22 protein-coding genes are annotated in these 23,514 nt (G+C 65.6%); 8 read left to right on the forward strand and 14 right to left on the reverse strand.

Annotated elements, in window-relative coordinates; genetic code table 11:
• Positions 1-96 precede the first annotated feature (96 nt).
• From lpdA to sucD, 3 genes are all read left to right on the forward strand, one after another.
• The gene (lpdA, locus tag RS027_RS03725; RefSeq protein WP_311954386.1) at positions 97-1,536 is read left to right on the forward strand and encodes a dihydrolipoyl dehydrogenase; all 1,440 of its coding nucleotides are present in this window, start codon (positions 97-99) and stop codon (positions 1,534-1,536) included.
• Positions 1,537-1,674: 138 nt separating this feature from the next.
• Complete coding sequence (gene sucC / locus RS027_RS03730) at positions 1,675-2,841, forward strand: ADP-forming succinate--CoA ligase subunit beta (protein WP_311954389.1); 1,167 nt, start codon at positions 1,675-1,677, stop codon at positions 2,839-2,841.
• Entirely contained in the window at positions 2,841-3,713 is an 873-nt protein-coding gene (gene sucD, locus RS027_RS03735; protein WP_311954391.1) for a succinate--CoA ligase subunit alpha, read from the forward strand. The genes sucC and sucD overlap by 1 nt, the downstream gene beginning before the upstream one ends.
• A 120-nt stretch (positions 3,714-3,833) precedes the next feature.
• Here the strand turns inward: sucD and RS027_RS03740 are convergent, their stop codons facing one another.
• From RS027_RS03740 to RS027_RS03760, 5 genes are all read right to left on the reverse strand, one after another.
• Entirely contained in the window at positions 3,834-5,774 is a 1,941-nt protein-coding gene (locus tag RS027_RS03740; protein WP_311954395.1) for an exoribonuclease II, read from the reverse strand.
• Positions 5,775-5,852: 78 nt separating this feature from the next.
• Entirely contained in the window at positions 5,853-6,911 is a 1,059-nt protein-coding gene (locus RS027_RS03745; RefSeq protein ID WP_311954398.1) for a TIGR01620 family protein, read from the reverse strand.
• Complete coding sequence (locus tag RS027_RS03750) at positions 6,908-8,305, reverse strand: YcjX family GTP-binding protein (protein WP_311954402.1); 1,398 nt, start codon at positions 8,303-8,305, stop codon at positions 6,908-6,910. The genes RS027_RS03745 and RS027_RS03750 overlap by 4 nt, the downstream gene beginning before the upstream one ends.
• A 5-nt stretch (positions 8,306-8,310) precedes the next feature.
• The gene (locus RS027_RS03755) at positions 8,311-8,508 is read right to left on the reverse strand and encodes a hypothetical protein (protein WP_311954405.1); all 198 of its coding nucleotides are present in this window, start codon (positions 8,506-8,508) and stop codon (positions 8,311-8,313) included.
• A complete protein-coding gene (locus RS027_RS03760; protein WP_311954408.1) occupies positions 8,505-9,392 on the reverse strand; it encodes an aldose epimerase family protein in 888 nt (295 codons plus the stop codon). The genes RS027_RS03755 and RS027_RS03760 overlap by 4 nt, the downstream gene beginning before the upstream one ends.
• 223 nt (positions 9,393-9,615) lie before the next feature.
• Here RS027_RS03760 and RS027_RS03765 point away from each other — a divergent pair, with 223 nt between their 5' ends.
• The 4 genes from RS027_RS03765 to RS027_RS03780 all read left to right on the forward strand — a co-directional run bounded on the left by RS027_RS03765 (position 9,616) and on the right by RS027_RS03780 (position 14,061).
• Positions 9,616-9,852: a GlsB/YeaQ/YmgE family stress response membrane protein gene (locus RS027_RS03765; RefSeq protein WP_311954413.1), complete on the forward strand. Its 237-nt coding sequence runs from the start codon at positions 9,616-9,618 to the stop codon at positions 9,850-9,852.
• Between the two features lie 182 nt (positions 9,853-10,034).
• A complete protein-coding gene (locus RS027_RS03770) occupies positions 10,035-12,068 on the forward strand; it encodes a DUF1266 domain-containing protein (RefSeq protein ID WP_311954416.1) in 2,034 nt (677 codons plus the stop codon).
• A 157-nt stretch (positions 12,069-12,225) separates the two neighbouring features.
• Positions 12,226-12,846, forward strand: coding sequence for an NlpC/P60 family protein (locus RS027_RS03775; RefSeq protein ID WP_311954420.1), 621 nt, complete (start codon positions 12,226-12,228; stop codon positions 12,844-12,846).
• A 30-nt stretch (positions 12,847-12,876) separates the two neighbouring features.
• Positions 12,877-14,061, forward strand: coding sequence for an MFS transporter (locus RS027_RS03780; protein ID WP_311954423.1), 1,185 nt, complete (start codon positions 12,877-12,879; stop codon positions 14,059-14,061).
• Positions 14,062-14,137: 76 nt separating this feature from the next.
• Here RS027_RS03780 and RS027_RS03785 read toward each other — a convergent pair whose 3' ends face one another.
• A complete protein-coding gene (locus RS027_RS03785) occupies positions 14,138-14,638 on the reverse strand; it encodes an FKBP-type peptidyl-prolyl cis-trans isomerase (RefSeq protein ID WP_311954426.1) in 501 nt (166 codons plus the stop codon).
• Between the two features lie 199 nt (positions 14,639-14,837).
• Between RS027_RS03785 and RS027_RS03790 the strand changes: the two genes are divergently transcribed.
• Positions 14,838-15,122, forward strand: a complete 285-nt coding sequence (locus RS027_RS03790; RefSeq protein ID WP_311954646.1) for a DUF3566 domain-containing protein — start codon at positions 14,838-14,840, stop codon at positions 15,120-15,122.
• Positions 15,123-15,219: 97 nt separating this feature from the next.
• Here RS027_RS03790 and RS027_RS03795 read toward each other — a convergent pair whose 3' ends face one another.
• The 8 genes from RS027_RS03795 to RS027_RS03830 form a co-directional block, all read right to left on the reverse strand.
• Entirely contained in the window at positions 15,220-15,687 is a 468-nt protein-coding gene (locus tag RS027_RS03795; RefSeq protein WP_311954429.1) for an outer membrane lipoprotein, read from the reverse strand.
• Between the two features lie 232 nt (positions 15,688-15,919).
• Positions 15,920-17,518 (reverse strand): isocitrate lyase, encoded by a 1,599-nt coding sequence (locus RS027_RS03800; RefSeq protein WP_311954433.1) that lies wholly within the window; start codon positions 17,516-17,518, stop codon positions 15,920-15,922.
• A gap of 253 nt (positions 17,519-17,771) precedes the next feature.
• Positions 17,772-18,944 (reverse strand): JmjC domain-containing protein, encoded by a 1,173-nt coding sequence (locus tag RS027_RS03805; RefSeq protein WP_311954438.1) that lies wholly within the window; start codon positions 18,942-18,944, stop codon positions 17,772-17,774.
• A 42-nt stretch (positions 18,945-18,986) separates the two neighbouring features.
• Positions 18,987-20,372, reverse strand: coding sequence for an adenylosuccinate lyase (purB, locus tag RS027_RS03810; protein ID WP_311954441.1), 1,386 nt, complete (start codon positions 20,370-20,372; stop codon positions 18,987-18,989).
• 60 nt (positions 20,373-20,432) lie between these two features.
• Positions 20,433-21,074: a high frequency lysogenization protein HflD gene (gene hflD / locus RS027_RS03815; protein WP_311954445.1), complete on the reverse strand. Its 642-nt coding sequence runs from the start codon at positions 21,072-21,074 to the stop codon at positions 20,433-20,435.
• Complete coding sequence (mnmA, locus tag RS027_RS03820) at positions 21,071-22,198, reverse strand: tRNA 2-thiouridine(34) synthase MnmA (protein ID WP_311954449.1); 1,128 nt, start codon at positions 22,196-22,198, stop codon at positions 21,071-21,073. The genes hflD and mnmA overlap by 4 nt, the downstream gene beginning before the upstream one ends.
• A gap of 98 nt (positions 22,199-22,296) precedes the next feature.
• Positions 22,297-22,782 (reverse strand): NUDIX domain-containing protein, encoded by a 486-nt coding sequence (locus RS027_RS03825; protein ID WP_311954454.1) that lies wholly within the window; start codon positions 22,780-22,782, stop codon positions 22,297-22,299.
• On the reverse strand, positions 22,779-23,354 hold the full coding sequence (locus tag RS027_RS03830; RefSeq protein ID WP_311954458.1) for a pseudouridine synthase: 576 nt from the start codon (positions 23,352-23,354) through the stop codon (positions 22,779-22,781). The genes RS027_RS03825 and RS027_RS03830 overlap by 4 nt, the downstream gene beginning before the upstream one ends.
• Positions 23,355-23,514 lie beyond the last annotated feature (160 nt).

Below are 23,514 nucleotides of genomic sequence, written 5' to 3' on the forward strand. Positions count from 1 at the left end.
GGGCCGGGCACGCAGGAAGGCCTGACGCGTTCAGACACTTTATTCAAGATAGCCCTCGCTCTATCGGGGCGAGGCGGCCCGAACAAAGGAGCCAATATGGCTGACAAGTTTGATGTGATTGTTATTGGTGCCGGCCCCGGTGGTTACGTTGCCGCCATTCGCGCAGCGCAGCTGGGGCTGAAAACCGCCTGCGTGGAAAAATGGCAGGACAAGCAGGGCAAGGTATCCCACGGCGGCACCTGTCTGAACGTGGGCTGCATCCCGTCCAAGGCGCTGCTGGAAACCACGCACAAGTTCGTTGAAGCCCGGGACGACTTCGACGAGCTGGGCATCGTCGGCGGCGACGTGTCCATGGACGTCAAGAAAATGATGGCGCGCAAGGACAAGATCGTCAAAAACCTCACCGGCGGCATTTCCGGGCTGTTCAAGTCCAACGGCGTGACCGCCATTGACGGCACCGGCCAGGTGACCGGCAACAAGCAGGTGGAAGTCACCGACTTTGACGGCAAGAAAGCGACCTACGAAGCCGACAGCATCGTGGTGGCCGCGGGCTCGGTACCGGTGGAAATTCCGCCGACGCCGCTCACCGAAGGGCTGATCGTCGATTCCGCTGGTGCGCTTGAGTTTCAGGAAACGCCCAAGCGCCTAGGCGTCATCGGCGCCGGCGTTATCGGCCTGGAGCTTGGCAGCGTATGGAACCGCCTGGGCTCAGAGGTCACCGTGCTTGAAGCCATGGACACTTTCCTGCCCATGGTCGACGGCGCCATCGCCAAGGAGACCCAGAAGCTGCTCAAAAAGCAGGGCATGGATATCCGGCTGGGCGCCAAGGTCACCGGCTCCGAGGTCAAGGACGAAGAAGTCGTGGTCAAGTACGAAGACGCCGACGGCGAGCAGGAAATGACCTTCGATAAGCTGATCGTCTGCGTCGGCCGCAAGCCCTATACCCAAGGGGTGATTGCCGACGGCGTAGAGGTTGAGCTTGACGAGCGCGGCATGATCACCGTGGACGACCAGTGCCGCACCAGCGTGCCCGGCGTCTACGCCATCGGCGACTGCGTGCGCGGGCCGATGCTGGCGCACAAGGCGTCCGACGAGGGCATCATGGTGGCGGACATCGTCGCCGGCCAGAAGGCCGAGGTGAACTACGACGCCATTCCCAGCGTCATCTACACCGCGCCGGAGATTGCCTGGGTTGGCATTACCGAGCAGGAGGCCAAGGACCAGGGCTTCGAGGTCAAGACCGGTAACTTCCCGTTTGCCGCCAGCGGCCGGGCGATGGCCAACAACGCTACCGAAGGTAGCGCCAAGGTCATTGCCGACGCCAAGACCGACCGTATTCTCGGTTTGCACATCGTCGGCCAGCACGCCGGCGAGATGATCGCCCAGGGCGTTATCGCCATGGAATTCGGCTCCAGCGCCGAAGACCTGGCGCTTACCTGCTACGCGCATCCGACCATGTCCGAGGCGGTCCACGAAGCGGCGCTGGCCGTTGACGGACACGCCATCCACATGGCCAACCGCAAGAAGCGTAAGTGATCCAGTTCAGGTAAAGAAGCGCCACCTGCGGGTGACGTGAGGCCCTGGCCGTGCACTTGAAGCGCGCGGCCAGGGCGCGGGGATGGGGGACGAACGTCGCCCATCGTTCGAGTCACATGCAACCAATGGCATGAAGCGATGAACCTTCACGAGTATCAGGGCAAACAGCTGTTTGCCGACTATGGTCTGCCGGTGTCCAGGAATTTTGCCGTGGACACCCCGGAAGATGCCGTAGACGCCTGTAAGAAAATCGGCGGCGAGCAGTGGGTCGTCAAGGCCCAGGTACACGCCGGCGGCCGGGGCAAGGCCGGCGGCGTCAAGCTGATCAAGGACCCGGAAGAGGCGAGAGCCTTTACTGAGCAGTGGCTGGGCAAGAACCTGGTGACCTATCAGACCGACGCCAAGGGCCAGCCGGTTTCCAAGATTCTGGTGGAAAACGGCACCGATATCGCCTCCGAGCTGTACCTGGGCGCCGTGGTGGACCGCACCACCCGCCGGGTGGTGTTCATGGCGTCGACCGAAGGCGGCGTGGAAATCGAGCAGGTCGCCGAGGAAACGCCGGAGAAGATTCTCAAGGCGGAAGTCGACCCGCTGGTCGGTGCCCAGCCGTACCAGGCCCGGGAGCTTGCGTTTGCTCTGGGGCTTGAAGGCGCCCAGATCAAGCAGTTCACCAAGATCTTTCTGGGTCTTTCCAAGCTGTTCCACGACAAGGATCTGGCGCTTTTGGAGATCAACCCGCTGGTGATCACCGGCGAGGGCGATCTGCTGTGCCTGGACGCCAAGGTCAATCTGGACGGCAACGCGCTGTACCGCCATCCGGACCTGCAGGCCATGCGCGATCCGTCCCAGGAAGACGAGCGCGAAGCCGACGCCGCCAAGTGGGAGCTGAACTACGTCGCTCTCGACGGCAACATCGGCTGCATGGTCAACGGCGCCGGCCTTGCCATGGGCACCATGGACATCGTCAACTTGAACGGCGGCAAGCCGGCCAACTTCCTCGACGTGGGCGGCGGCGCGACCAAGGAGCGCGTGGCCGAGGCGTTCAAGATCATTCTCTCGGATGACAACGTCAAGGCGGTGCTGGTCAACATCTTTGGCGGTATCGTGCGCTGCGACATGATTGCCGAAGGCATCATCGGCGCCGTCGAGCAAGTGGGCGTCAACGTGCCGGTGGTCGTGCGCCTGGAAGGTAACAACGCCGAGCTGGGTACGGAAAAGCTGGCGTCAAGCGGTCTTAACATTATCGCCGCGACCAGCCTGACCGACGCGGCAGAGCAGGTCGTCAACGCGGCGGAGGGCAAGTAATGAGCATCCTCATCGACAAGCACACCAAGGTCATCTGCCAGGGTTTCACCGGCGGTCAGGGCACCTTTCACTCCGAGCAGGCCATTGCCTACGGCACCCAGATGGTCGGCGGCGTCACGCCGGGCAAGGGCGGCCAGGAGCACCTGGGCCTGCCGGTGTTCAACACGGTGAAGGAAGCCGTTGCGCAAACCGGCGCGGACGCCAGCGTGATCTACGTGCCGGCGCCGTTCTGCAAGGACTCGATCATCGAGGCGGCCAACGGCGGCATCAAGCTGATCGTGTGCATTACCGAAGGCATTCCCACCCTCGACATGCTCGAGTCCAAGGTGAAATGCGACGAGCTGGGCGTCACTCTGATCGGCCCCAACTGCCCGGGCGTGATCACCCCGGACGAGTCCAAGATCGGCATCATGCCCGGTCATATTCACCAGCCGGGCCGCGTGGGCATCATCTCGCGTTCGGGCACGCTGACCTACGAAGCGGTCAAGCAGACCACCGATCACGGCTTTGGCCAGTCCACCTGTGTGGGCATCGGCGGCGATCCGATTCCGGGCTCCAGCTTCATCGACATGCTCGAGCTTTTTGAAAACGATCCGAAAACCGAAGCCATCGTGATGATCGGTGAAATCGGCGGTACCGCGGAAGAAGAGGCGGCGGCCTACATCAAGGACAACGTCTCCAAGCCGGTGGTCTCCTACATTGCCGGCGTGACCGCTCCCCCCGGCAAGCGCATGGGCCACGCCGGGGCGATCATCGCCGGCGGCAAGGGCACCGCGGATGAAAAATTCGCCGCGCTGGAAGACGCCGGGGTCAAGACCGTGCGTTCGCTGGCGGGCATCGGCGATGCGCTGAAGGCCGTGACCGGCTGGTAAGCAGGCTGCTGTAAGACCACTGCTTTAGCCAGGCGTATAAAAAACCGCCCGGGCCTTTTCAAGGTCCGGGCGGTTTTGTTTCGTGGGCTAAAAGGCCGGCGTCGACAGCCGCGCGGCGGTTTACTCCGCCGGGCGCGCCACTAGCGAGCGGGTTTCTTCCCGGGCTTCGACCAGGTCCACGCGCACGCTGTCGCCAAGCTTGTAGCGCTCGACGTCTTCGATCTGGATGCGGCCTTCCTTGTCGTCGATGACCACCTTGCGCCGGTCGCTGTGCATCAGCGGCGCGGGGACAAAGGCGGTGGCGCCGTTGTCGGTCAGGCGTACGCGCATGCCGCCGCGGTTCACGGCGATGATCTCGGCGTCGAAGGTCGTCTGGGCCTCGGCGTCCGGGGTCAGGTAGCGCACGTAGAGCCAGTCCTTGACGTCGCGCTCGGCCATGCGGTTGAGCCGGCGGCGCTCGGTGAGCTGATCGGTGAGCGCTTCGCTTGCCTCGGCCGGCGCCTGTTCGCCCTTGAGCACGTGCTTGATCAGGCGGTGATTGACCATGTCGCCGTACTTACGAATCGGCGAGGTCCAGGTGGCGTAGGCGGCAAGCCCCAGGCCGAAGTGCGGGCCGGGCAGGGCGGACATCCGGGTAAAGCCCTGGAAGCGGCGCAGGCGCACGTCGAGCCAGGCGTCTTCGCGGCCTTCCAGCTCGCGCTTGAGCTCCTTGTAGCGCGGCAGCTCAAGCAGGGCCTCGGTGTCGACGTTGATGTCCTGCTCGGCGAGAAACGCCTGGGCGTCTTCGGCCTTTTCCGGCTCGAAGGCGCGGTGGACGTTGAAAATGCCGTGGCCGACGTGGGTAGCGAGATAGTCGGCGCAGCAGGCGTTGGCCGCGATCATCGACTCTTCGATCATGCGGTTGGCGATGCGCCGCTCTTCGACGTGAATCCCCAGCACGTTGCCGGCTTCGTCCAGCTCGAACTCGTAGTCCGGGCTTCCGCTGAACACTAGGGCGTGCTCTTCGCGCCAGCGCGTGCGTGCCTCGGTCAGCTCGCGCAGGGCGGTGAGCTGCGGGGCGATGTCATCAGCGGGCGCCCAGTCGCCTTCGCCGTCGATCCAGTTGGAGACGTTGTCGTAGGAAAGCCTGGCGTGGGACATGGCGTTGGCGGCGAAGAAGCGGTAGTCGCCCAGGCTGCCGTCGGCGTTGACGTCCAGCGTGCAGGCGAGCACCGGGCGGGCTTGCCCCTCAAGCAGCGAGCACAGATCGTCGGCCAGCTGCTCGGGCAGCATGGTCACGTTCTGCCCCGGGAGGTAAACGGTAAAGGCGCGCACCCGGGCTTCCTTGTCGGCGGCGTGCTCTTCGTCGACGTAGGCCGTGGGGTCGGCAATGGCCACGCTCATGCGCCAGCCGCCGTCTTCGCGCTCGGTGACGTGCAGGGCGTCGTCCATGTCCCGGGTGGAGGCGCTGTCGATGGTGAAGAAGGGCATGGCGGTGATGTCTTCGCGCTCCAGGCCTTCTTCGTGCAGCGGCCACTCGCTGCCGGCGTCGGGGCATTCCTGCTCCAGCGCGTGGCGGGCAAGCGTGACGCGCCAGGGCACGGCCGGGTTGTCGCTCTTGGCGACCAGCTCGTCGATCTGGGCGAAAAAGCTGCGGTCGTCCTTTTTCATCGGGTGGCGCACCAGCCGGGCGACCACCCAGTCGCCGTCGGCGATGCTGTCTTCGTCCAGGCCGCGCTTGATGCGTGCCTTGATCACGTTGCGGATCGACGGGTGGTCGGGTACCACGGCCAGGCGGCCTTCGCGCTTTTGCACCCGGGCGACGAAGCGGTCGAGCCCTTGTTCGATGAGCGTTTCCGGCGCGACGGAGACCTTGTCGCCGTTTTCATGAATCACGGCCTCGATGCGGTCGCCGTGAATCGCCTGCTTCATGGCGGGCGGCGGGACGAAATAGGATTCACCGTCGTCGGTTTCCAGAAAGCCGAAGCCGCGGTCGGTGCCTTTGATGACACCTTCAACGCGCGGCGTGGTGTCACGAATCTGCTGCTTGAGCTGGGCAAGCATGGAGTTGTTCTGCAACATGAGGCTCAATCGGTTGGCGAGGGTAGGCTGCCACTATACGGATTCGGGGCGATGGCGCCAATCGCGCGGCGGTTTTGCTCAGGGCGGGGTCGCGTTATCGTCCGCGCCGGGGCTTTTATCGAGCCGGCGCAGCTGGAGCCACAAGTCCCGGCGCAGGTCGCCAAGGGTAGGCTGCTGCCCCGGGGCGAAGGCCAGCGGCCGGCACAGGCGCAGGGTGCGCAGCCCGAGCCTGGCGCTCAATAGCCCCACGGCGAGCCCCTGGCCGGCCCGGCTCGAGAGCCGGCCGGTGACGTCGAGGGAGAGCATATCCATGCCGGCGTCGGTGGCAAGCTCGCTGGCGCCGGCAAAGGCCATGTTGGAAAGCACGGTCTTGAACAGCCGCAGGCGGCTGGCGTAGCCAAGCTCCAGGCCGTAAAGCCGGCACAGGCGGTCGACCATGGCCAGGTTGCGCCAGGCGACCAGCGCCATATCAACAAGCGTCAGGGGGCTCACGGCCACCATGACGGCGGTTTCCCCGCACATGCGCGAAATGAGCCGGCGGGCCTCGCGGTCGCGGGGGGCAAGCAGGTGGTGGTCGAGCAGCGCAAGCGTTTCCTCGCCGCTGTGGTGGGGCTCCCGGGCCGCGGTGAAAGTCGCCCAGTGCGGATCGTCGTCGCTGAGCTTAAGCTGGGTCTGCAGCCGGTCGGCAAGGCTGCGGGCCTGGCGCGGCGAGCGGCCAGGCAGCGCGGCAAGGGCGGCGCGCAGCTTGTCGTGGCGCTTGAGCCGGCGCAGGCGGAAAAGCTCGCGCAGCATGGCCGCGCTGCCAACGCCGATGACGCCGATGCCGAAAAGCCGCCAGGCGGCGTCCAGCCAGCGGGCGCCGGTGAGGGCGTCGGGCAGCCCGGTGACAAACTCGGCGGTGCCCAGCGCGGCGCAGCCGGCCAGGGTGAACAAAAGCCCCCAGCGGCGCTTGCGCGGCGTCCCCAGGCTTTGTTCGGGCAGAGCGTCGCGGCTGGCCGCGTCGTCCTTGAGAGGCTGCTCCCGGGCGGTGTCGTCAAAGCGGTAGGTGCCGCGCAGGGTATCGTCGCGGTGGGCTTGCGCGGTGGCAACGGTTTCGCCGTCGAGGTGGAAGTGCCGGCGCGGTCTGGGCGAGGTCATGTCAGCTTGTCTCCGATCAGCCAGTCGATGGCGGCATCCATGCGGATATGCGGCAGCGCACCGGACACCTCGGGCATCGGGCGGAAGCGCGGAAAGTCAAAGCCCTGGCGCTGCCAGAAGGCGGCGTCGGGAAGCGCGGCGGGCACGTCGCCGGGATACACCAGCACGTCCTCTCCTTCAAGCGTGGTGCCGCGCAGCGCCGGCAGGCGCGTTTTGCCCTGGTTGACCTCGCGCGGCTGAGTCGCGCGGATGGCGGCCAGCGACAGCGCCTTGACCGGCACGTCGGCAAAGCGCAGGTCCTTGAGCGGCTCCTTGAGCAGGGTGTTGAGCAGCGTCACCAGGTTGTCGTGCTGGTCGGGCGTGACGTGGTCGGCCTTGGTTGCGGCGATGGCGAGCCGGTCGATACGCGGGGTAAACAGCCGGCGCAGCAGGCTGCGCTTGCCGTAGCTGAAGCTTTGCATGAGCTCGCCAAGCGCCCGAGACAGGTCTTCGAAGCGCTCCGGCCCGGCGTTCAGGGCGCCGAGCACGTCCACCAGCACGATCTGGCGGTCAAAGCGGCGAAAGTGCTCGCGGTAGAAGGGCTGCACCACCTGTTTCTGGTAGTAGCGAAAGCGCGCGGCAAGGGTCGCGTAAACGCTGGTGTCGGGCAGGGCGTCGAGCTCGTCCCGGGGCTGCTCGAGGTGGGGCAGGGGGAAGAACTGCAGCACCGGCGCGCCGTCGAGCTCCCCGGGGAGCAGAAACCGCCCCGGCTGCAGCTGCGAAAAGCCCAGCTGCTTGGCGCGCTTAAGCCCCTTGGCGTAGGCTTCGGCCAGCTCGGCGAGCACCGCTTCGTCGGCCTCGGCGGCGGGGTCGAGCTGCTCGGCGGCGGCAAGCCATTCGGCAAACACCTCCCGGCGCTGCTCGCCCTGATCAAAGGGGCGGGTGCGGCACCACTGGTAGTAGTCCTGGTCCAGCAGCGGCAGATCCAGCAGCCATTCGCCGGGGTAGTCGAAAAGATCCAGCGTCAGGTGCGAGGCGGCCCCGCGCAGCCAGCCGGCGCGTGCCGGGCGGTAGCGCAGCTCAAGGCGCAGCTCGCTGATGCCCCGGGTGGGGTCGGGCCAGCGCGGCGGCGTTTCCCTCAGCGCCTGCATGGCCGGGTCGTAGGGAAAGCGCGGCACGCCCAGGTCCGGCTGGTTAAGGCGCCGGGCGCCCAGCAGGCGGCCGTCGCGGGCGGCGGGCAGCAGGTCCAGCCGGGCTTCCACGCCGGCGTGGCGTAGCTGATTGACCAGCGAGGTCAGAAAGGCCGTTTTGCCCGCCTGGGAAAGGCCGGTGACGGCCAGGCGCAGCTGGCGGTCGCGGCCGCGTTCCAGCAGGTTGCCAAGCTCCCGGCCCAGGGTGTCGTGTAGGGCGGCCACGGGCGCTATTCCGTGCCCGTCAGGGTGGTAAAGAGCTGGTACCAGAACGGCAGCGTGGCGATCAAAAAGCCCGCCGCGGTCATGCTGTAGCCCGGCCAGCGCCGGATCGAACGCTGGGCGAGCAGCAGCCCGCCGACGCCGAGCACCATGCCGATGATGTTGAACACCATGGAAAACGCATCGATCAGAAGCGAAAGGTTCATACCGTGCCCTCCGCCGGCGGGCGGGTGAGGGTGGTCCCCAGCAGGTGCTGGGCGCCGGACACCAGCCACACCGGGTCGAGCCGGGTGTTGGCCGCCTCCACGCAGAGAAAGCCCCGCGCCGCGGCGGGAGAGGTGTCATCCGGCGGCGCCTCGCCGGGGTGCCAGACCACGGTGGAGTCGCTCTGATCCTTGGCCACGAGCAGCGTGCGTCTGCCGTCATGTACGCGCACCGCGGCGTTGCTGTGGTAGATACGGTCAACGGCGCCGCTCGGGGCCAGGGTGCCCTGCTGTTCGCCTTCGGCAAAGCCCTGGTGCTTGTCCAGATAGCGGGCGCCGGCCAGACCCTCAAGCCGGCAGGCGAAAGCGTCGTCGACGGCGAGGTAGGTGTGCAGGGCGGCGCTGGTCTTGACCGGGGCGTCGCCGACGTTTTCGCTGATCAGCTCGACGTGCAGGCGCCGCGCGTTGGCCTGGATCACCACTCGGACGGTCAGCCGGCCGTGCAGGCGCTCTTCCGGCGAGAGGTGCACTTCGATGCCTTCCTCGTGCTCGTCGACGCCGTCCAGACGCCAGGGGGCGAGCCGCGCCGTACCGTGAAAGGGCCCCTGGCGGTTGGGGCTTTCGTCGGCGTAGCGCTCGTCGCCGAACCACGGCCAGCACAGCGGTATGCCGCCGCGCAGCGTGGCCGGCGCCGCCGCCGGCGTGGGGGTGAGCCACAGCCAGGGCGTATCGCCCGCCGGCTTAAAGTGCACCACCTGGGCACCGGTCAGCGCTACGGCCAGCTGCCCCCAGGGCTGATTGAACAGCACCAGCTCGCGGCCTTCCCAAGTCAGGGTCTGCTGGTCGTCGGTGGCGTCAAGCCGCTCTTGAAGCGAATCGGGGATCATGAAGCGTCCTGGTGATCGTCGTTGAGTGGGTGCCGAGCGCCCTGCAAGGGAAAAGGAATTGCGGAAATAGCGTGCATGAGCCCCGTATGACTACGCGGGGCATTGATCGGTGAGCGCATGCAAGGCACCTTAAGTCGTCTGCTATGGTAAGACAAGCGGGATGCATTGTTCACCTTTCGCGTTCACTAGCACCCTGTCGATAACGACACAAGGAGAGACGGTTATGGGTTTTCTAGCGTGGTTGATCATCGGCGGTCTTGCCGGCTGGATTGCGGGCAATCTGATGCGCGGCGGCGGCTTCGGTATTCTGGGTAATATCGGGGTGGGCATTGTCGGCGCGATCATCGGCGGTTTTCTGTTCAGCCTGCTGGGGCTGAGCGCCGGCGGCTTCATCGGCTCGCTGGTCACCGCCGTGGTGGGGTCGGCCGTCCTGCTGTGGGTGGTGAGCAAGGTGCGATAGCGCCCCGCTGACCTTATTACTTAACCGGGCTCAGGCCCGTTCATCGCCCGGCGCCCTGCCGGGCGATGGCGTTTGCGGCATCGGTCCCGATGACGCTTTCCGTTACCGTACGCGCCCCGTTACACTAGGCGCCGTTGTGCCGGCCGCTCTGGCGGGCCCGTGGTGCTTAATAGGGGAATCTTTTGCTCGACGCGTTACATGCCTGGTGGGGGCAACAGCTGGAACTTTGCACGGCAGGCGACCGCGCCTGCCCGCTGCCCGCCGCCACAAGCGAAGACCTTTGGCACCTGGGCATTGCCTGCCCCACGCCCGGGGGCCGCTGGCCCGACCCTGACCTCTGGCTGGCCCAGGCATGGCAGATCGATACCCGAGAGGCGCTGGTGGACGCCATGCTGTGGCTTGCCGCCCAGGGCGAGCGCCAGCGCTGGGATATCGATGCCGCCGGGCTCAAGGCCATGAGCGTGCCCAAACGCCTTGAATGGCAGCAGCAAACGCCGGCGGAAGACGCGCCCCATGCCGTGCTGCTGCCCGACTGGGTGGCCGCGGGCGAGCCCCTTGAATGGGCGGCGTGGGACTGGCTGCGCCTGGCGGAGCTAGCCTGGGCCGGAGCCTGCTGCGGCTACCTGACCGAGGCCGAGGCGGAGCACTTCGCCGGCCACGCCGCCGAGCTTCTCCACGCCCGCTATGACGACTGGCAGCCGGTGCTTGCGGCGTACCTGCGCGGGCTCAGCCTGTTTGTCGGCGCCGACTGCCGGGGGCTGGACCCGGCGATTCAGCCCCCGGCGGCGCTTGAGACGCCGGGCCTACCCTGGCAGCGCGCGCTGGCGGTACTTTTGGAGCCCGCCAGCCGGGAGGCCTCGCGCGCGGCCATGCGCAGCTATCGCGCCACGCTTGCCCACTGGCTGCAGGCGATAGCCGGCGTGCGCGACCCCGAGCTTACGCTGCGCCAGCGCGAACCCGGCCTGCCGCTGCCCGAGCCCCAGCGCCGGGAAGCCGAGCGCTACCTCGAGGACGCCCTGGAGCTTTATGCCGACGAGGGAGCCGAGGCGCTCGGGCGCTACTGGCTCCCGGCCCAGGCGCACCATCTCAACCAGATGGCGGCGGATGCCACCCACGGCCTCCATGCGCCTTCGCGTACGCCGTTTGGTCGACCCTCCCGGGAGGCGCTTGCCGAGCGCGGCCGGCTGGGCCAGGCCAGCCGCCACGCGGCTACCGTGCACATGGCGGAGAAGTTTGCCTTTTATCTGCATACCGCCATGGACAGCCGGCGCTTCGACGAGGCGGCGCTGCTGGCGCTGGGGCAGTCGCTGAAAAGCTGCCTGTGCCATTTTTATGCCACCCCCACCCGGCTGTTGGAGGCCTGGCTTGCCTGGGAGCGCTGCCTGCCCGAGCCCGACCAGGCCGGGCTTGAGCACGACATCGCCTGGCATCTGAACGACCCGGGCAGCGTGTTCCACTGGGTCGACTGGCAGCCCGGCGCTTGGCAGGAACCCGGCGAGCGCCCTTCGCTTCGCCACTTCACCGCCATGGCGCTGGTGGGGCCGCTGAACAGCACCGCCTGGCGTCAGCCGGAGCCGGAAAGCCCCCGGGAGCGCGAGTCCATCCGCGCCTGGGTGGAAGAGCATTACCAGCTGCACGACGCCGAGGAGCTGCGCGGCTTTATCGATACCATGCTGGAAGCCGGCGACCGCCAGGAGTATCAGATCAACTATGCGCCGTACACGCTCAACCGGGCGCGGCTGGACGATGAAATTGCCGTCTTGCAAACCGGCGACAGCGACGTCGAGGAGCGCAACCACCGGCTGCGCCTGGAGCGGGTGCGCGACAACGAGGACGGCTGCAACGAATGCGACATGGCCGCCTGGGACATTGCCCAGACGGTAGACCTGGCCATTGCCGGACGCGAGCTTGGCTGGCTCGACCCGGCGCAGCTGGCGCGGATTCTCGAGCGCGCCTATGCCCTGGCCGAAAACCACTACGGCGGCTGGCAGGAGTACGCCGAAGGCCTGTACACCGGGTTTTCCTTTTTCATGGGGGAGACCGGCGAGCGCGAAAGCTTTCTGGCCGGGCTGCGCCATGCTCTCGTCGCCTGGTGCTGCGGCGCGCCGGTGCTGGCAGGCGCCTGGGCCAGCCTGGACTTCCCCGGCGGCCGGCCGCGCCACTTTGCCCCGCTGCATATCGATACGCTTCCGGGGGATCGGCGGACGCTGCACTGATAGCGCCGGGAGCCGGTTCGTAGTGATCGCTTATACAAGGGCCTTTCGTTTATACTAATATCCGCTGAGCCTTTTCTGCCCGAGACTGCGGCCCGTGACTGTGGAAAGTCGTGCCGTTGCCGCCGGGCATTTTCTATCGTTGGATGAGGACTGCCGTATGGCTGACGCGCCATCTCACTGTCTCAGGGGCACCCGTGACGCCTGCGTGTTGACGCTTACCCTGGTGCTGGCCGGCTGTGCCGGCACCCCCAGCGCCCAGGACACCGAGCCGCCGGATGACTACTTTGCCATGTCGCTGCCGAGCATGGCCCAAAACGGTGAGGCGATGATGTCGCCGGTTGATGGGGCGCTGTCGCGGCGGCAGAACTCGCCGCCGCTGGTGATCCGCCGAGCGCTGATGGAGCAGCACGACAGCTGGTCGGGGACGCCTTACCGGCTGGGCGGCACGACCCAGAGCGGGGTGGACTGCTCGGCGCTGGTGCAGAACGTCTACCGCGATACGTTCGATATTTCCCTGCCGCGAACGACCCGGGGGCTGGTGAACAAGGGGCATGCGATCAAGCGTCGCAACCTGCGCGCCGGCGACCTGGTGTTTTTCCGCCCGCCGGGCAGCCGCCACGTGGGCATTTACGTCGGCGACGGCCACTTTCTCCACGCCTCCACGTCCCGGGGCGTGATCATATCGGAGCTGGATAATACCTACTGGCAGCGCTACTACTGGCAGTCGCGCCGCACCCTTGAAGGCCCACAAATGGCCCAGCTCAGCCGTGTACTGTGACGCTTTGACCGCCGGGTCGAGCCGCCCTTTATGATCGAAATCCATACGCCGGCCTGGTGGCGCGCTACGCTTGCGCTGTGCCTCGGCTCGTTTCTCGTTTTCATCAACCTGTACGTTCCCCAGCCGCTGCTGCCCGAGCTGCACCGGACCTACGGCGTCTCCACGCTTGCGGTCAGCTTCGTGATGTCGGCAGCGACGCTGTCGCTGGCCTTTGCGCTGGTCGTATTCGGGCCGCTGTCGGACGCCATCGGGCGCGAAGGCATCATGCGCTACAGCCTGCTGGTGGCAGGTATCGGCTCCCTTGTGCTGGCCTTTGCGCCGAGCTTTTCTGCTCTGTTAGCGCTGCGTCTGCTGCAGGGGTTTGTGCTCGGCGGGCTGCCGGCGGTGGCCATTGCCTGGATGGCGGATACGTTCGACAAGCGGGCGCTTGCCGGCGCCGTGGGGCTTTATATTGCCGCCAACTCGCTGGGCGGCATCAGCGGGCGGGTAGTCGGTGGCCTGGTGTCGGACCTGGGCGGGGCGTCGGCGTCCTTCATTGTCGTGGGCCTCATGACGCTGGCCGGCACGGCAGTATTCTGGCGCCTGCTGCCGCAAAGCCGGACGTTTGTGGCCCAGCCGTTTCACGTAAAGACCGCCGCGGTTGACCTCTACCAGCACCTGCGCACGCCGGTGCTGCTGGGGGCCTATGTGCTTGGCGGCATCAACTTCATGGTGTTTATCAACCAGTACAGCTACATCACTTTCCGGCTCGCCCAGGCGCCGTATAGCCTGGCGGCGAGCAGCCTGGGGCTTTTGTTCCTGACTTATCTAAGCGGCACCCTGGGCTCCATGCTGTCCGGCCGGCTGGCGGGGCGCTTTTCTCCGGCGCGCTGCATGATGGCAGGCGTTGCCCTGCTGTGCGCCGGCACCGCCGTGACCCGGGCCGATTCGCTGATGCTGGTCATTCTGGGGCTGACCGTTAACGCCTTCGGCTTTTTTCTCACCCACTCGCTGGCGTCCGCCTGGGTGGGGCGCAACGCCCAGCGGGCAAGGGGCAGCGCCTCGGCGCTGTATCTGGTGTTTTATTACACCGGGGCAAGCCTTGGCGGTTTCTGGCTGGAACCGTTCTGGCTGTGGGACGGCTGGGCCGGCGTCACCCTTGGCTCCTGGCTGCTGTTTGCGGTGACGTTTGCCATCGCGACCTGGCTACGCCGGGTAGAGCGCCGCCAGCCATAAGTCGGCGATAAAAAAAGCGGCCCAAAAGGGCCGCTTTGTCGTGTCCCTGGCGGGGAAAGCCCCGCCATGCCGGCGTTTATTGCTCGGCGTTACCTTCGCTTTCGCCTTCACCTTCGCCGTGCACGTGGCCGTGCTCGATTTCTTCGGCGCTGGCTTCGCGGACCTCGGAGATTTCAACGTCGAACGTCAGGTTCTGGCCGGCCAGCGGGTGGTTGCCGTCTACCACGACCGTGTCGCCTTCGACCTTCTTGACGGTGACCATCAGCGGGCCGCCTTCGGTCTGGGCCTGAAACTGCATGCCCGGCTCAACGTTTTCCACGCCCTGGAACGCATCGCGCGGGACTTCCTGCATCAGCTGTTCCTGGACTTCACCGTAGCCTTCCTCAGGCGTTACGCTGACGTTGAGTTTTTCGCCGGGGGAGGCGCCTTCCAGCTGCTTTTCCAGCCCGGGGATGATGTTGCCCGTGCCGTGCAGGTAGGTAAGCGGCTCGCGGCCTTCGGAGCTGTCGAGCACTTCGCCTGCATCGTTGGTCAGGGTGTAGTGAAATGCGACGACCGAGTTTTGCGCAATTTGCATGAAAGAACCTTTCGGTGAATGCATTGGAAACGTGTCGGCGGATGGTAACGCGGAAACGGACCCGATGTCAGTGCTCGCGGGGATTTTCCTTGACGCGATTTCCCGGCGCTATTGCGCCGTTCAAAGAGCAAAGCTACCCTAGCGCCACTTATCCCGTTGACGTTCGGCTTTTGACGTCCGACCTACTGCCTCCTGGAGTCTGTCTATGACAATCTTTGTCATCTGGGTCATTGCTTTTGCCTTGATCTTCTATTTTGCCAACAAGCGCTGGAACGACGGCGTCAGCCAGGGCATCGACAAGATGCTCACCGCGATGCTGAAAAGCCACGGCAAGAACCGCTATATCTGGGTCGCCGCCATTGCCGTGCTAGGGGCAACGGCGCTGGTGCGCCCGATCGACGTGCTGCTGGTGGTGATCCTGCTTGGCATTATCGCGCTGATCGTTGCCAAGGTAGCAAGCGTGGCGGGCAAGAAGATGCCCTGAGGCGCAAAAGACCCCGACCGAATGCAAAACACCGGCCTTTTGGCCGGTGTTTTTCGTTACCGCGACGGTACGCGCCTCAAGAGGGCGCGTAGCCGGCTTAGTAAGGCGCGACGCTGACGTTGGAGCCGCTGCCGATCAGGCGAACTTTTTGTCCGGGCTCAAACCGACGGTCGGCTTTTTGTACCACGACCACGTCGTTACCGGCATCGGTGCGGATCTCAAGCTCAACGCCGTTGATGCGGTTGGCGCTGTCTTCCACCTTGGTGCCCGCCATGGCGCCGCCGATGGCCCCGGCAGCGGTGGCAATCTTCTTGCCGCTGCCGCCGCCCACTTGATTACCCAGCACGCCGCCGATCAGCGCGCCGGTGCCGCCGCCGAGGAGGCCGCCGGTGCGGCTGTCCGCCTGAATCTGAACCGGGCGCACGGCCTGGATGGTGCCGTAGGTAACGTTCTGGCTGCTTTTCGCCTGGTTGCCGCTGTAAACGTCGCCGGAGTAGGGCGAGGTGTTAACGCAGCCGGCAAGGGTCAGCAGGCTGATCGCGGCAACGGGCAGTAGTCGTTTCATGGCACATTCTCCAGTCAGTATGTTATGTGCAGCGTAATAGGATAAAGCCCGTCGCTCAAGACGTCTTTACGGCGTGCAGCATAGGCCGAAACGCTGTTCATGAACAGCCCGACGTGCTCGGCGGGCGGCTTGCCGGTCTCCAGACAGTAAAAAAGGGAGGCGTTCGCCTCCCTTGATGGTTGCTGTCTTGATAGTTGATGTGCCGGGTGATCCAGGCGGCGCCTGCCGGGGATCAGCCGAACTGGTTCATGGTGTTGTCCTTGCCGCCGGCCTTGAGCGCGGCGTCGCCGTGGAAGAACTCCTTGTGGTCGTCGCCGATGTTGGAGCCGGCCATGTCCTGGTGCCTGACCGTGGCGATGCCCTGGCGGATTTCTTCGCGCTGGACGCCGGCCACGTAGGCCAGCATGCCGTCTTCACCGAAGTAGCCCTTGGCCAGGTTGTCGGTGGAGAGTGCCGCGGTGTGGTAGGTCGGCAGCGTGATCAGGTGGTGGAATACGCCGGCCTCCCGGGCAGCATCGCGCTGGAAGTTGGCGGTCCACTGGTCGGCCAGCCGGCCAAGCTCGGTGTTGTCGTATTGCTCTTGCATTAGCGCCTCGCGCTCGTAGGCCGAGACGTCCTTGCCCTCTGCCTGCCAGGCGTCGAACACCTGCTGACGGAAGTTGAGCGTCCAGTTGAACGACGGCGAGTTGTTGTAGACCAGCTTGGCGTCCGGGCAGACCTCGCGGATGCGGTTGACCATGCCGGCGATCTGGCCTACGTGGGGCTTTTCGGTTTCGATCCACAGAAGATCGGCGCCGTTTTGCAGGCTGGTGATGCAGTCGAGCACCACGCGGTCTTCGCCGGTGCCGGGCTTGAACTGGTAAAGGTTGGAGGCCAGACGCTTGGGTTTGACCAGCTTGCCGCCCTGCTTGATGACCACGTCGCCGTTGCCGATATCGGCAGCGCTTGCGATCTCGTCGCCGTCGAGGTAGCTGTTGTATTGGTCGCCCAGATCGCCGGGCTCTTCGGTGACGGCGATTTTCTGGGTCAGGCCGGCGCCCAGCGAGTCGGTGCGGGCGACGATGACGCCGTCGTCAACGCCGAGCTCGATAAAGGCGTAGCGCACGGCGTTGATCTTGGCGATAAAGTCTTCGTGGGGCACGGTGACCTTGCCGTCCTGGTGGCCGCACTGCTTCTCGTCGGACACCTGGTTTTCCAGCTGGATGCAGCAGGCGCCGGCCTCGATGAACTTTTTCGCCAGCAGGTAGGTAGCCTCGGCGTTGCCAAAGCCGGCGTCGATGTCGGCGATGATCGGCACGATGTGGGTCTGGTGCTCGTCGATCTCACGAACCAGCGCCTTGGCCTGAACGTCGTTGCCGGCTTCCTGGGCTTCGTCCAGCTCGCGGAACAGGTGGTTGAGCTCCCAGGCGTCGGCCTGCTTCAAAAAAGTGTAGAGCTCTTCGACCAGGGCGGGCACCGAAGTCTTTTCGTGCATCGACTGGTCCGGCAGCGGGCCGAACTCCGAGCGCATGGCCGCGACCATCCAGCCGGACAAGTAGAGGTAGCTGCGCTTGGTGGTGTTGAAGTGCTTCTTGATCGAAATCATCTTCTGCTGGCCGATAAAGCCGTGCCAGCAGCCCAGCGACTGGGTGTACAGGCTGCTGTCGGCGTCGTAGGCGGCCATGTCTTCGCGCATGATGGCGGCGGTGTAGCGGGCAATGTCCAGTCCGGTATGAAACTGGTTTTGCCGGCGCATGCGCGCCGCGTATTCGGGGTTGATGTTGTCCCACTTGCCGCCGTGGGCGTCGCGCTTCTTCTTCAGTTCCTGAATCTCTTCAAGCAGTCCCGTCATGTGCTGTCTCCTGTGGCGTCGACGTATCGCTAAGGGTATCCGGCGGCCCTGCTTGCCGCGGTACGTGGCTCTACTATCCGCGACGGAGCCTGCCGGCAGCAATTGGCTTTTGGGAGCAGGCGGGGTTGTAGCGTGACGACATGACGAGAGAAGCGCTGCCAATGCTGTAGCAGAGTTTCTTGAAAGCCTCCGTCAGCGAACGGCGAAAGGAGAGGCAAAGCCGGGCAAGTCGCCCGGCAGGTGAGGGGCGGTGCTAGTCGTCGTCGAGCGGGAAGTTGAGGCTGCCGGCGTTGACCAGCTGCGCGAGCAGCGCTGCCGCCCCCGGGAAGTCGGTGAGCACGTCGGCGCGTATCAGCCGGCCTTCGCACAGCCTGACGGCAAGCTCGGGCGTGCAGGGGTAGCCGTCGCCGTCGGCAAAGAGCGTAGTGGCGCCGCCGTCTCGGCGCCAGGCAAAGCGGGAGCCCGGGGCCGGGTGCAGCGGTGTCCGCTCGAGCTTTTCGATCAGGGCCGCCTCGTCCAGCGGCGGGTCAAAGGGAATCAGCTGGTCGACGTACTTGGGCTGGGTCATTACCCGGCCGAACCACTGGCTCATCTGCACGGGGCTGTCCAGCGTATCGAGTATCAGCCGGCGCATGCGCTCAAGCGCGGCGTCGTCGATCTCGCCGGGCGTCTGTGCCGGCGCCATGCCGGCATCGGTGTAGCGCAGCGACGCCGGCAGCTGCTCGCCCAGGTAGTCGGCGTAGGAGGTCACGGCCTCGTCGGCAGACGGCGCGCGAAAGCCCACCGAGACGGTCATGCACTCGTCGGTTTCGCTGACGCCGTGGTGCGCCCAGCCCGGCGGCAGGTAAAGCATATCGCCGGTTTCCAGCACCCAGTCGGAGTCTGCCTCGACTTCAAAGGTTTCGAGGATTTTCAGGTCGATGCCGTCAATGATCGGCGCGTCTTCCGCGGTTTCGCCGCCGAGCTGCCAGCGGCGGTGGCCGGCGGCCTGTAGCAGAAAGACATCGTACTGGTCGGCGTGGGGGCCGACGCTTCCGCCCGGCGGGGCGTAGCTGATCATGATGTCGTCCAGCCGCCAGCGCGGGAGGAAGTCGAACTCGTCGAGCAGGGCGGCAACCGCGGGCACGTAGTGATCCACGGCCTGCACCAGAAGCGTCCAGTCGCGCTCGGGCAGACGCTCGAAGGTGGCCTCGTCAAAGGGGCCGTGGGACACCTGCCAGGGGCCGTCCGGGCCGTTTTCTTCGATCAGGCGGGCTTCCACGCCGTCCTCGCAGGCAAGCCCGGCGAGTTCGTCGGCGTCGATCGGCGACAGAAACTCCGGCATGGCGCCGCGAATCAGCAGCGGCTTTTGCTGCCAGTACTCGGCCATAAACTCGGCCGGGGTCAAGTCTCCCAGCAGGGTCAGCGGCGTATCATGGTGGCTCATGGCGGTATCCTTGGCGATGTAGCCGGTTTACAACGTAGGTGTTTACAGCGTACGCAACTGTTGGGTGAGATCGCGGGCCTGGGCTTCGGCGTTGCCGATATAGCGGGCCGGCGTCAGCGCTTTAAGCTCGCCTTTGACGTCGTCGGGTAGCGAAAGGGTGTCGATAAAGGCAGCAAAGCCGGCCTGGTCGATGCGCTTGCCCCGGGTCAGCTCCTTGAGCTTCTCGTAGGGCTTGTCAATGCCGTAGCGGCGCATCACGGTCTGGATCGGCTCGGCGAGCACTTCCCAGCTGGCGTCGAGGTCATCGGCCAGGCGCTCGGGGTTGGCCTCGAGCTTGGCGATTCCCTTGAGCGAGGCGCGATAGGCAATCAGCGCGTAGCCAAGCCCCACGCCCAGGTTTCTGAGCACCGTGGAGTCGGTGAGGTCGCGCTGCCAGCGCGACAGCGGCAGCTTGGCGGCCAGGTGGTCAAGCACGGCGTTGGCAAGCCCCAGGTTGCCTTCGGAGTTTTCGAAGTCGATGGGGTTGACCTTGTGCGGCATGGTCGAGGAGCCGATCTCGCCTTCCACGGTTTTCTGTTTGAAGTAGCCAAGCGAAATGTAGCCCCAGACGTCGCGGTCGAAGTCCAACAGCACGGTGTTGAAGCGGCCGATGGCGTCAAACAGCTCGGCGATGTAGTCGTGGGGTTCGATCTGGGTGGTGTAGGGGTTGAAGGAGAGCCCCAGGCCTTCAACGAAGGTGCGCGCGTTGGCCTGCCAATCAACTTCCGGGTAGGTAGTAAGGTGGGCGTTGTAGTTGCCCACCGCGCCGTTGATCTTGCCAAGGATAGGGATCTCTTCGATCTGGCGGAGCTGGCGCTTGAGGCGGTAGGCGACGTTGGCCATTTCCTTGCCCAGGGTGGTGGGGCTTGCGGTCTGGCCGTGGGTGCGCGAAAGCATCGGCTGGGCGGCGTGCTCTTCGGCCAGCGCGGCGATGCTCTCGACTACTTCGTGGAGCACGGGCAGCAGGGCACCCAGGCCGTCGCTTAGCATCACGCCGTAGGCGAGGTTGTTGATGTCTTCGGAGGTGCAGGCGAAGTGGATGAATTCGCTGACGGCGTCAAGCTCGGCGTTAGCGGCGATGCGCTCCTTGAGGAAATACTCCACCGCCTTGACGTCGTGGTTGGTGGTGCGCTCGATGTCCTTGATGCGCTGAGCGTCGGCTTCGGAAAACTCGCGAATCAGGGCGTCGAGAAAGCCCGTGGCGTCGGCGGAAAGCGGCGGCACCTCGACAATCTGCCCCTGGCCCGCGAGGCGCTCAAGCCAGCGCACTTCGACAATGACCCGGGCGCGGATCAGGCCAAACTCGCTGAAGTGCTCGCGCAGCGCGGCGGTCTTGGCGCCGTAGCGGCCGTCAACGGGGGAAAGGGCGGTCAGGGCAGAAAGTTGCATGGTCGTTTTCCAGGTCAGTCAATCGTCATCCGGGCGCAGGCCGAGGGTGGCGCAAACGGTCTAGCGCAGATCGTCCAGGGCGCGGCGCAGGGCGCTGCGCTGAAACATCAGCTTCCAGCGGCGCCCGCCCTGCTGGTGCCAGAGCAGGGCAAAGCGCACCCCGGCCAGCAGGCAGGCGCGTACGCGTTCGGGCATCATGGGGCTTTGCAGCATGGTGGGGTCGCCCTGCACCACGATGCGGTGTTTAAAGGTAGACAGCGTTTCCTGATAGGTCTCGCCGAGGTTGGCGATGACGTTTTCGTGGGTGGCGCCGAAGTGCGCGGCCTGATGCTGAATGCGATCCAGCGACTCGCCCAGCGCATCGAGCATGTCGGGATTTTTACGCAGCTTGCTCATCAGCAGAATCAGCGAAAAGCCGTAGCGCATGATCACCGGGCTCCCCTGTTTGCGCCCGACGAGGGCCTCGAGCAGCTCGAGCCCCTGGCGCAGGTTGTTGGGATGGCCGCCGTAAATCGCCTCGAAGCTGGGCGGGCTGGTGTCCACGGTGGCTTGCATCAGCGTCTCCCAGGGGCGCTGGTCGGCGTGGCCGTTGCGCGCCAGCTCGTCGACCAGGCTTGCCGCCTGAAACACGCCGGCAAGTGCCAGCGCCTGACGGCTGGCCGGGTCGTCCGGGGCGCGGTGAATCGGTGTGGCGCTGCTCATGCGGCGGCCTCCCTGGCGTTCCAGGTGTCGCGGATCACGCCGCCGCCCAGGCAGATGTCGCCGTCGTAAATCACCAGCGACTGGCCCGGCGTTACCGCGCGCTGAGGGTCGTCAAAGTGAACGTCGACGCCGCCGTCGGCGCGGGTCACAAGCGAGCACGGCTGATCCGCCTGGCGATAGCGGGTCTTGGCGCGAAAGCGCCCCTGGGTCGCGGGCGGGCGGCCGGCGATCCATTCCATGGGCTCGGTGGCAAGCGAGTCGCTGTACAAAAGCGGGTGGTGCTTGCCCTGCACGGCGACCAGGACATTACGAGAAAGGTCCTTCTGCGCCACGTACCAGGGGTCTTCGGAGTAGTCGGCAAGCCCGCCGATGCCCAGCCCCTGGCGCTGGCCCAGGGTGTAATACATCAGCCCCTGGTGCGCGCCGATGACGTCGCCGCCCGGGGTTTCGATGGTGCCCGGCTGGGCGGGCAGGTACTGCTTCAGGAAATCGCTGAAGCGCCGCTCGCCGATAAAGCAGATGCCGGTGGAGTCTTTCTTGCGCGCGGTGGCCAGGCCGTGCTTTTCGGCCAGCTCGCGCACCGCGGGCTTGGCAAGCTCGCCCACCGGGAACAGCGTGCGGGCAATGGCCGCCTCGGGCACCGCGTGGAGAAAGTAGCTCTGGTCCTTGTTGGCATCGAGCCCCTTGAGCAGCCGCGGGCGAGCGTCGTCCTGACCCTGGCGAACCAGCCCCTGGCGCACGTAGTGCCCGGTGGCGATTTTCTCGGCGCCGAGCAGCTCGGCGTAGTCGAGAAATACTTTGAACTTGATCTCGCGGTTGCAGAGGATATCCGGATTCGGCGTGCGCCCGGCCTGGTATTCGGCCAGGAAGTGTTCGAAAACGTTGTCCCAGTATTCGGCGGCAAAGTTGGCCGTGTGCAGCGGGATGCCGAGCTTTTCGCACACCGCTTCGGCGTCCGCCAGGTCTTCCTTGGCGGTGCAGTATTCGGTGCCGTCATCTTCGTCCCAGTTCTTCATGAACAGGCCTTCGACCTCATAGCCCTGCTCAAGCAGCAAAAGGGCGGAGACGGAAGAGTCGACGCCGCCGGACATGCCGACGATCACTTTGCCTTGGGGGGATGTCATGGCCACCCTCGATTAAAATAGTGCAGGTAGGTCGCAAGTATACACGATGCGCAGGCGATGCTTCGAGCCGTGGCAGCCGGCGATCGTTTTTCGGCCGGCTAGCCTTCGCGGATAACGCCCAGCGGAAACGCCTGTTCGGCCAGGGCGTCCTCGACCCGGGGGAGAACGCGCGGGCTTCGCATGCGTCCGTTGGCGGCCAGCGCGCGGATCTCATCGGGGACGAGCCAGTGCACGGCGTGGATGTCGTCGTCCAGGGGCGTATCCAGAAAGCGCGCCGGCGTGGCAATAAAGCCGTGGCTGTGAAAGGTCAGCCCGTGGAGCTCGAAAACGTACAGCCCGAGGTAGCCGTCGAGAGTGACTTCCCAGGCGGTCTCTTCTCTGACCTCGCGGTGCACGGCGGCGATCGGGCCTTCGCCGGCTTCGATGTGGCCGGCGGGCTGGTTGTAAAGCGTGACGGGCCCGCCGCGGTCTTCCTCTACCATGAGGATGCGCCCCTGGCGCTGGATGACGCAGGCCACCGTCGCACGAATGTGCGGACGGCAGGCGGCGCGTGCAGGGGGTTCAAAGAGTGTTTCAAAGGTCATCGGCGAGATCTCCGGCTGGCAGGGCGCGGGGCGTGCAGGGTTTCCCGGCGCCACTCGCCGGGAGCGAGGCGGCCGAGCCGCCAGGGGCCGACGGCGGCGCGTATCAGGCGAAGGGTGGGAAAGCCGACGTGGGCGGTCATCCGCCGCACCTGGCGGTTGCGCCCCTCAGAGATGACAAGCTCAAGCCAGCCGGTGTGCGGGTGGCGCTTGGGGTCCACCGGCGGCGTGCGCTCGGCGACCTCGGGGGCGGCGATGCGCCGGGCCCGGGCCGGCCGGGTGGGGCCGTCCTTCAGCGTAATGCCCTGGCGCAGGGCGGCAAGCGCGGCGTCGTCGATATGGCCTTCTACCTGCACCCAGTAGGTTTTGGGCTGTTTGTGGCGCGGGTGGGCGATACGATGGATCAGCGCGCCGTCGTCGGAGAGCAGCAGCAGGCCTTCGGAATCGTAGTCCAGCCGGCCTGCCGGGTAGACGCCCTTGGCGTCAAGGTGATCGGCAAGGGTCGCGCGGCCCTGGTCGTCGCGAAACTGGCTGAGCACGCGATAAGGCTTGTGTAGCAGATAAAGTTGGCTCATGGCGGCGTTGGCAACACCTGATGCTTACTCGAAAAAGCGATAGCATACTCGACTTTAGATCAGTGCGCGCCCTCAAGGCTACTGTGCCTGGAAGCGGCGGTGTTACACTCGCGGACGCACTGAATCAACCCGTCGGCTCCGGGCTAACCCGGCCCGGGGG

The organism is Halomonas garicola (genome assembly GCF_031935715.1).
GTDB classification, from domain to species: domain Bacteria; phylum Pseudomonadota; class Gammaproteobacteria; order Pseudomonadales; family Halomonadaceae; genus Vreelandella; species Vreelandella garicola.

Coding starts and splice junctions, on each gene's coding strand:
- RS027_RS03775 (WP_311954420.1), top strand. CDS start 12,226: ATGGCTGACGCGCCATCTCACTGTCTCAGGGGCACCCGTGACGCCTGC.
- RS027_RS03795 (WP_311954429.1), bottom strand. CDS start 15,687: ATGAAACGACTACTGCCCGTTGCCGCGATCAGCCTGCTGACCCTTGCC.
- mnmA (WP_311954449.1), bottom strand. CDS start 22,198: ATGACATCCCCCCAAGGCAAAGTGATCGTCGGCATGTCCGGCGGCGTC.
- RS027_RS03760 (WP_311954408.1), bottom strand. CDS start 9,392: ATGATCCCCGATTCGCTTCAAGAGCGGCTTGACGCCACCGACGACCAG.
- hflD (WP_311954445.1), bottom strand. CDS start 21,074: ATGAGCAGCGCCACACCGATTCACCGCGCCCCGGACGACCCGGCCAGC.
- sucD (WP_311954391.1), top strand. CDS start 2,841: ATGAGCATCCTCATCGACAAGCACACCAAGGTCATCTGCCAGGGTTTC.
- RS027_RS03785 (WP_311954426.1), bottom strand. CDS start 14,638: ATGCAAATTGCGCAAAACTCGGTCGTCGCATTTCACTACACCCTGACC.
- RS027_RS03830 (WP_311954458.1), bottom strand. CDS start 23,354: ATGAGCCAACTTTATCTGCTACACAAGCCTTATCGCGTGCTCAGCCAG.
- RS027_RS03765 (WP_311954413.1), top strand. CDS start 9,616: ATGGGTTTTCTAGCGTGGTTGATCATCGGCGGTCTTGCCGGCTGGATT.
- RS027_RS03800 (WP_311954433.1), bottom strand. CDS start 17,518: ATGACGGGACTGCTTGAAGAGATTCAGGAACTGAAGAAGAAGCGCGAC.
- RS027_RS03740 (WP_311954395.1), bottom strand. CDS start 5,774: ATGTTGCAGAACAACTCCATGCTTGCCCAGCTCAAGCAGCAGATTCGT.
- RS027_RS03805 (WP_311954438.1), bottom strand. CDS start 18,944: ATGAGCCACCATGATACGCCGCTGACCCTGCTGGGAGACTTGACCCCG.
- purB (WP_311954441.1), bottom strand. CDS start 20,372: ATGCAACTTTCTGCCCTGACCGCCCTTTCCCCCGTTGACGGCCGCTAC.
- RS027_RS03825 (WP_311954454.1), bottom strand. CDS start 22,782: ATGACCTTTGAAACACTCTTTGAACCCCCTGCACGCGCCGCCTGCCGT.
- lpdA (WP_311954386.1), top strand. CDS start 97: ATGGCTGACAAGTTTGATGTGATTGTTATTGGTGCCGGCCCCGGTGGT.
- RS027_RS03780 (WP_311954423.1), top strand. CDS start 12,877: ATGATCGAAATCCATACGCCGGCCTGGTGGCGCGCTACGCTTGCGCTG.
- RS027_RS03755 (WP_311954405.1), bottom strand. CDS start 8,508: ATGAACCTTTCGCTTCTGATCGATGCGTTTTCCATGGTGTTCAACATC.
- RS027_RS03745 (WP_311954398.1), bottom strand. CDS start 6,911: ATGACCTCGCCCAGACCGCGCCGGCACTTCCACCTCGACGGCGAAACC.
- sucC (WP_311954389.1), top strand. CDS start 1,675: ATGAACCTTCACGAGTATCAGGGCAAACAGCTGTTTGCCGACTATGGT.